This window comes from Desulfosporosinus sp. HMP52, from assembly GCF_000765145.1.
In the GTDB taxonomy this organism is placed as follows: domain Bacteria; phylum Bacillota; class Desulfitobacteriia; order Desulfitobacteriales; family Desulfitobacteriaceae; genus Desulfosporosinus.
The window spans coordinates 1-5,673 of sequence record NZ_JMGA01000051.1; the positions used below are offsets into that span (position 1 = coordinate 1).

The 5,673-nt window shown below is 42.7% G+C and carries 6 protein-coding genes; 5 read left to right on the forward strand and 1 reads right to left on the reverse strand.

Translation table 11 applies throughout. From position 1 onward, the window contains the following. Positions 1-101: 101 nt before the first annotated feature. A complete protein-coding gene (locus DP73_RS17625) occupies positions 102-1,505 on the reverse strand; it encodes a sigma 54-interacting transcriptional regulator (protein WP_034601297.1) in 1,404 nt (467 codons plus the stop codon). Between the two features lie 437 nt (positions 1,506-1,942). On the opposite strand from DP73_RS17625, the gene DP73_RS17630 reads away from it, so the two are divergent. The 5 genes from DP73_RS17630 to DP73_RS17650 form a co-directional block, all read left to right on the forward strand. Next, entirely contained in the window at positions 1,943-2,944 is a 1,002-nt protein-coding gene (locus tag DP73_RS17630) for a DMT family transporter (RefSeq protein ID WP_034601300.1), read from the forward strand. A gap of 14 nt (positions 2,945-2,958) precedes the next feature. Continuing rightward, positions 2,959-3,240, forward strand: a complete 282-nt coding sequence (locus DP73_RS17635) for a hypothetical protein (RefSeq protein WP_034601301.1) — start codon at positions 2,959-2,961, stop codon at positions 3,238-3,240. A 621-nt stretch (positions 3,241-3,861) separates the two neighbouring features. Continuing rightward, positions 3,862-4,194: a BMC domain-containing protein gene (locus DP73_RS17640; RefSeq protein ID WP_034601302.1), complete on the forward strand. Its 333-nt coding sequence runs from the start codon at positions 3,862-3,864 to the stop codon at positions 4,192-4,194. A 48-nt stretch (positions 4,195-4,242) separates the two neighbouring features. Beyond that, positions 4,243-4,890, forward strand: coding sequence for an ethanolamine utilization microcompartment protein EutL (gene eutL, locus DP73_RS17645; RefSeq protein ID WP_034601304.1), 648 nt, complete (start codon positions 4,243-4,245; stop codon positions 4,888-4,890). A gap of 24 nt (positions 4,891-4,914) precedes the next feature. After that, positions 4,915-5,673 (forward strand): aldehyde dehydrogenase family protein (locus DP73_RS17650; protein WP_034601306.1); only part of this gene is annotated, 759 nt, incomplete at its 3' end.

The following is a 5,673-nucleotide window of genomic DNA, read 5'->3' on the forward strand; positions in this document are numbered from 1 at the left end:
GAAGAAGACCACGAAAACCAAAATTTTAGATAATACTTAGTATTGTAAAGGAGCTGGTAAATACCAGCTCCTTTACAATACTATCGTTAATCGTTAATTTATTAGGCTTCAGATGGGAAATATTTGCGAATCAGACGATTAGCTTTACTTTGACTTATATCTAAAAACTTAGCTACTTCGTAAGAACTCCCTAATTTTTTGTAGGCTTGTAGGATTAGGTTCTTCTCAACATTAATAAGAGCATCATCTAGGGAATGAGGGTTACTATGTTCCTGAGTAAAAGTTTCGATTTGAGGTTCAAGTTTTGTATGAAAAGACTGTGGAAGGTCACATTCATCAATAATTCTATCTTGAGTTACGACAGTTAATCGTTCAATAATATTTTCAAGTTCTCGAACATTTCCTGGCCATAAATATTCTTTAAAGAGTTCGTAACAACCCGGACTAAATTCATGATCGAGTTTGTATTTCTTATTGAATTTCGCCAGGATAAATTGGGCTAAAGGTATAATTTCCTCTTTGCGTTCCCTTAGGGGAGGAATTGTAAGTTCAAATATGTTTAGCCGATAATATAAATCTTCACGGAAGGATTCCTTTTTAATCATATCTTGTAAATTGCGATTTGTTGCGGCAATTATTCGGCAATTAACATGCTGAATCTCACGGCCGCCTACCTTAAAGTATTGGTTTTCATGAAGAACCTGCAGGAGCTTTGCTTGCATCCGAGGGGACAGTTCAGCGATTTCATCCAAGAAAAGAGTTCCTTCATTAGCTAATTCTATTAAACCAATATTTCCTTTAACATTGGCTCCGGTGAATGCCCCTTTGGAGTATCCAAACATCTCTGCTTCCATTAGTTCTGAAGGGATAGAGGCACAGTTAACGGTTATAAAGGGACCATCTTTGTAGGGGCTTTGGTTGTGTATATACTTGGCCATGTGGCCTTTTCCGGAACCTGACTCACCAAGGAGAAGTACAGTAGAATTTACTGCCGAAATCCTCCGAACCAGCTTTAGAAGGGCTTCCATTTTTGGACTTTGGCATATATAGTCCGGAATATTCATCTCCTTTTTGCGAAGGACTTCAACTTCCATTTTATAGCGCTTTAGCAACTCAATGCTTTTATCCAGTTCATGCTTCATCCCTTCAGACTCGGTAACATCTCTGGAGTTTTCTATGATTAGTTCAATGTTGCCTTCTGAGTCGAAAACAGGGGTAGCTGTAGTTAATAATGTTTTTCCGGTGCATGTTTTTTGTTCGAGGGTTATGCTCATTTTTTTATCAATAGCAATAGGACTGACCCGGGGACCCCAATATTTCTTTTCGGATATTTCTCGAGACTTTTTACCGATTATTTCAGATGCTTTTACGCCATAATGTTTCTCACAGACATTGTTAACATAAATTACGATACCTTTAGCATTGGTTACATAAATTTCATCATGGGAATTGTCTAAAATTTTCTTTAATGTCGCAAAATCTAGATTAATCTTGTCTGAATCCATACTAATGACCTCCTTAAAACCCCAGCCTCTTGGTATCGATTTCTAACATTCTGAATATTGTTTTCGTCATTGCATGAAGAATACCCTTTTGGATTCACAAAGTAATAAAATATAATACCATTATACTATAAAAGGTCCTATGGCTTGTACCTTAAAAAATATAGATTTGACTTAAACGAGTCAACCCTGACTCGTTACAAATTATGGAATATGATTAAAAGTCAGATGGTTAAGAGCTTTCTAAGAGATAAAAAACATAGATAAGGAATGGCATAATTTTTGCATTATTCATAATTATCATTGGGAGTCAGGTGAAACAAAAGGCTGGAGGCGAGGTGAAGGATCGGAAAAAATTCTTGCTCGTTATCAAGGGATGGGAGGGCATATTCCATTATGATCCTTCCCAATAGATTTCAATATGTGTGAGGAGGGAACTTATGGGGGTCAATACAGCGAAAAATGTCCAAGTAATGCAAACAGCTCAGGAACTAGGTCATGCCAAAAAAGGACTTATCTATGGAGTAGTTTCCGGTGCTACGTGGGGCCTTGATGGAGTTATTCTTGGAATGGCATTGGCGATGGCACCATTTACAGGGGGGGCCACTCTTTATGCCGGGCCGTTAGCTGGGGCAGCAATGCACGATGGCTTCGCAGGTTTTTGGCTATTTTTCTATAACCTATTTACAGGAAGATCAAGAGAATACTTCCGGACTTTGCGTACAAGACCAGGATTAGTGGTTGTATTAGCTGCACTTTTTGGTGGACCTATTGCTATGTCCGGTTATCTGCTAGGAATAAATATGGCCGGGGCATCCTACGCCTTAGCAATAACAGCAATGTACCCTGCGGTTGGGGCAATTCTTGCGGTCTTTGTCTTAAAAGAAAAAATAATTCCCAGAGTTTGGGCGGGGATTATCCTCTGTATTGGTGGGGCTGTTGTAGTGGGATATGTTCCACCCTCAGGAGATTTTCCGGATTTTTATTTAGGACTAGCATTCTCCTTACTTGCTACTTTAGGCTGGGGGATGGAAGGAGTTCTTTCAACTTACGGAATGGACATGGCAGATCCGGATATTGCAATTGGTATTCGTGAAGCAACATCATTTTTCGTTTATCTCATAGGAATTTTACCCATTGCCGCTGGAGTCATTGTTTTTTGGGATGCCTTCAAAGAGGTCAGCCTATATTATATCGCAGTTGCAGGTGCCTTAGGAGCATTGTCCTATGTTTGTTGGTATAGAGCTCTGAATATGACGGGTGTTGGTCGGGCGATGGCGCTGAATGTCACATACGCCTTATGGGCAGTCTTCTTTAGTTGGTTGTTAATTCCTGGCTTTGAACTTACAGCAACTCTTGTCGTTGGGGCTGTAATCATCACCCTGGGAACTATCTTGGTCACAGCAAATCCCAAAGAGCTCTTGAAATTGAGAAAGGTGTAAGAGGGGGATTATTGATGAAACTACCGATGCGTTTTCGAATGTTACATTTGCTTTCGAAAAATGAGAGTCTTTCTGAAATCACCATGCAAGAAGCATTAAGACCCGAGTATGGTCAGGAAGGCCAGTTTAAAGAATCTAGTATTGACAACCACTTCCAATCTATGTTAGCTGTTGGTCTCATTTCTATTAAGAAGGTTTCAGAAGATGCTAGTGGGAAACTAGTGCATGAGTATCAGATTACTGATTATGGAACAGGAAGATTAAGTTATTTGCCAAAAGAGTGGCAAGCAAAGTAATTTCAAGTACGAACAGAAGGACAGCTTTTTTTATTATAGAATGTAATCCTCACAATCCCATGGGAACGCTAAATGGATTGTGAGGATTTTCTAATTGTAAAAGTTTAATCTTCATGAATTGTTGTCTCAATTGACTTATTGAGTCATCACAGACTTGTATCTGATAGATTATTGGGAAAGTTATGATTGTTATAACGCGAACTATGTAGTAGATTTAGACTATTCAGAGGTTTTTTAAATAATTTTTTAATCTAATCTACATTAATTGATATTTATGGGTTTTACACATAAATAATGGGCATGGTGCCTTTCTGAAAATGGACGCGATAATTGTCGAGATAGTGATGTAATTAAGTAAATTTAGCTTGTTGAGTCATGTGTGACTTGAGTAAATATCATCTCTTAGTATTTTAGCCCCTAATCTTATTGATTTTTAGGATTGTAAGCAATGGCATTGATTTTGCAATGGTATAAAAAACTAGACATATTAGTGGGAATACAGCCGCTGTCTCAACGGCTTATAGATTAAAATTACTAGTTTTAAAAAGTTACAAATTAGGTCGCTATAGTTAGCAACGATGTATTCCAAGATAATTGATTGAGTGAGAGGAGAAAACACAAATGGCTATAAGAGAAGATCTCGTAGCACTAGGAATGGTAGAAACCCGTGGAATCGTAGGAGCCATAGAAGCGGCTGATGCCATGGTCAAAGCAGCCAATGTCACTCTGATCGGGAAAGTAAAAGTCGGAGGCGCCTTAGTGACGGTCATGGTTCGAGGAGATGTGGGAGCGGTAAAAGCTTCCGTAGATGCCGGAGCTGCCGCCGCCGAACGAGTTGGAGAGCTGGTCAGTTGTCATGTCATACCACGTCCTCATCCCGAACTCGAAGCCATCCTGCCTAAATTACCCGTCTTTGAAGAAAAGCCGAAAACCAAAAACGTTGAGAATAAATAAATCGTCGGATCTTAAGAAAAGCGTCCGGCAGGAATAGGGAGGATAACTATGATAGAGCCTCTAAAGCCCAAAGTATTAGCCGTCCGATTAATCCCTAATGTGGCCCCGGATTTTGCAGAGCAGCTGGGATTGACTGGCTATCAGCGTTCCATCGGTATGATCACCGCCGACATTGATGATTCCACCTATGTAGCCTTAGATGAGGCGACGAAAAAGGCCGAGGTTGAAGTTGTCTATGCCAAAAGCTTCTATTGCGGGGCAGCCCGAGCCTCCGGCCCGCTATCCGGAGAAATCATCGGCATCTTAGCCGGTCCTAATCCGGCGGAAGTCCGGGCGGGAGTGGATGCCTGCATCGAACACCTGGAAAATGAATGCTGGTTCTACACTTGTGACGGGGGAAAAACTGCATTTTTTCCGCACACCATCTCACGAACCGGAAGTTACCTTTCCAAAATTGCCGGCATTGAAGAAGGCCAGCCCTTGTCCTACCTTATCGCGCCGCCCATCGAAGCCATGTATGGCTTAGACGCCGCCTTAAAAGCTGCCGAAGTCAGCATGAAAGCCTTCTACGGCCCACCGACGGAAACTAACTTTGGCGGCGGACTCTTAACCGGCTCCCAAAGTGCCTGCAAATCCGCCTGCGAAGCCTTCCAAAGAGCCGTTATCGACGTCTGTGAAAACGGATTAAAATTCTAGGAAACAGGGAGGTGCAGCTTCGTGATGGAACTTGACCGAGATTTATGTTCCTTACAGGAAGCCCGAAATTTAGTCCGAGCTGCGCGCAAAGCCCAAGAAGCCCTGAAAGACTTCACGCAAGAGCAAGTGGATCATATCATCGATATGATGCGGGAAGCCGGGGAAGCTAATGCAGCCAGATTAGCCATGATGGCCGTCTCCGAAACGGGGATGGGCAATTATAACGATAAATGCTTTAAGAACTATTTTGCTTCACGAACCCTCTACGAATTTATCAAACCCATGAAGACTGTGGGAATCATCCGAGAAGATCAGGAGCAAAAGCTTTGGGAAATCGCAGAACCCGTGGGCGTCATCGCCGGGATCGTCCCGACGACGAACCCCACCTCAACGGTCATCTACAAAGCCATGATCGCCCTGAAATCCCGGAATGCCATCGTTTTTTCTCCCCACCCAAGTGCCGTACGCTGTACCAATGAAGCGGCCAAAATCATGCAACAAGCCGCCGCAGCAGCGGGAGCGCCGGAAGGTGTCATCGGATGTATCCTGAATGTCTCCATGGGAGCCACCAATGAAGTGATGAAACACCCTGATGTAGCCATGATCCTGGCCACCGGCGGAAGCGCCCTAGTTAAAGCCGCCTACAGCAGCGGAAAACCAGCCCTTGGCGTGGGACCGGGAAACGTACCGGCCTTCGTGGAACGCAGTGCCGACCTGGCCAAAGCCGCCGAATATATCGTCATGGGCAAAACCTTTGACAACGGAACCATCTGTGCTTCCGAA

What these genes read in the sequence shown, in the direction of transcription:
- DP73_RS17625 (WP_034601297.1), bottom strand. Translation starts at nt 1,505, where the DNA reads ATGGATTCAGACAAGATTAATCTAGATTTTGCGACATTAAAGAAAATT.
- DP73_RS17630 (WP_034601300.1), top strand. Translation starts at nt 1,943, where the DNA reads ATGGGGGTCAATACAGCGAAAAATGTCCAAGTAATGCAAACAGCTCAG.
- DP73_RS17635 (WP_034601301.1), top strand. Translation starts at nt 2,959, where the DNA reads ATGAAACTACCGATGCGTTTTCGAATGTTACATTTGCTTTCGAAAAAT.
- DP73_RS17640 (WP_034601302.1), top strand. Translation starts at nt 3,862, where the DNA reads ATGGCTATAAGAGAAGATCTCGTAGCACTAGGAATGGTAGAAACCCGT.
- eutL (WP_034601304.1), top strand. Translation starts at nt 4,243, where the DNA reads ATGATAGAGCCTCTAAAGCCCAAAGTATTAGCCGTCCGATTAATCCCT.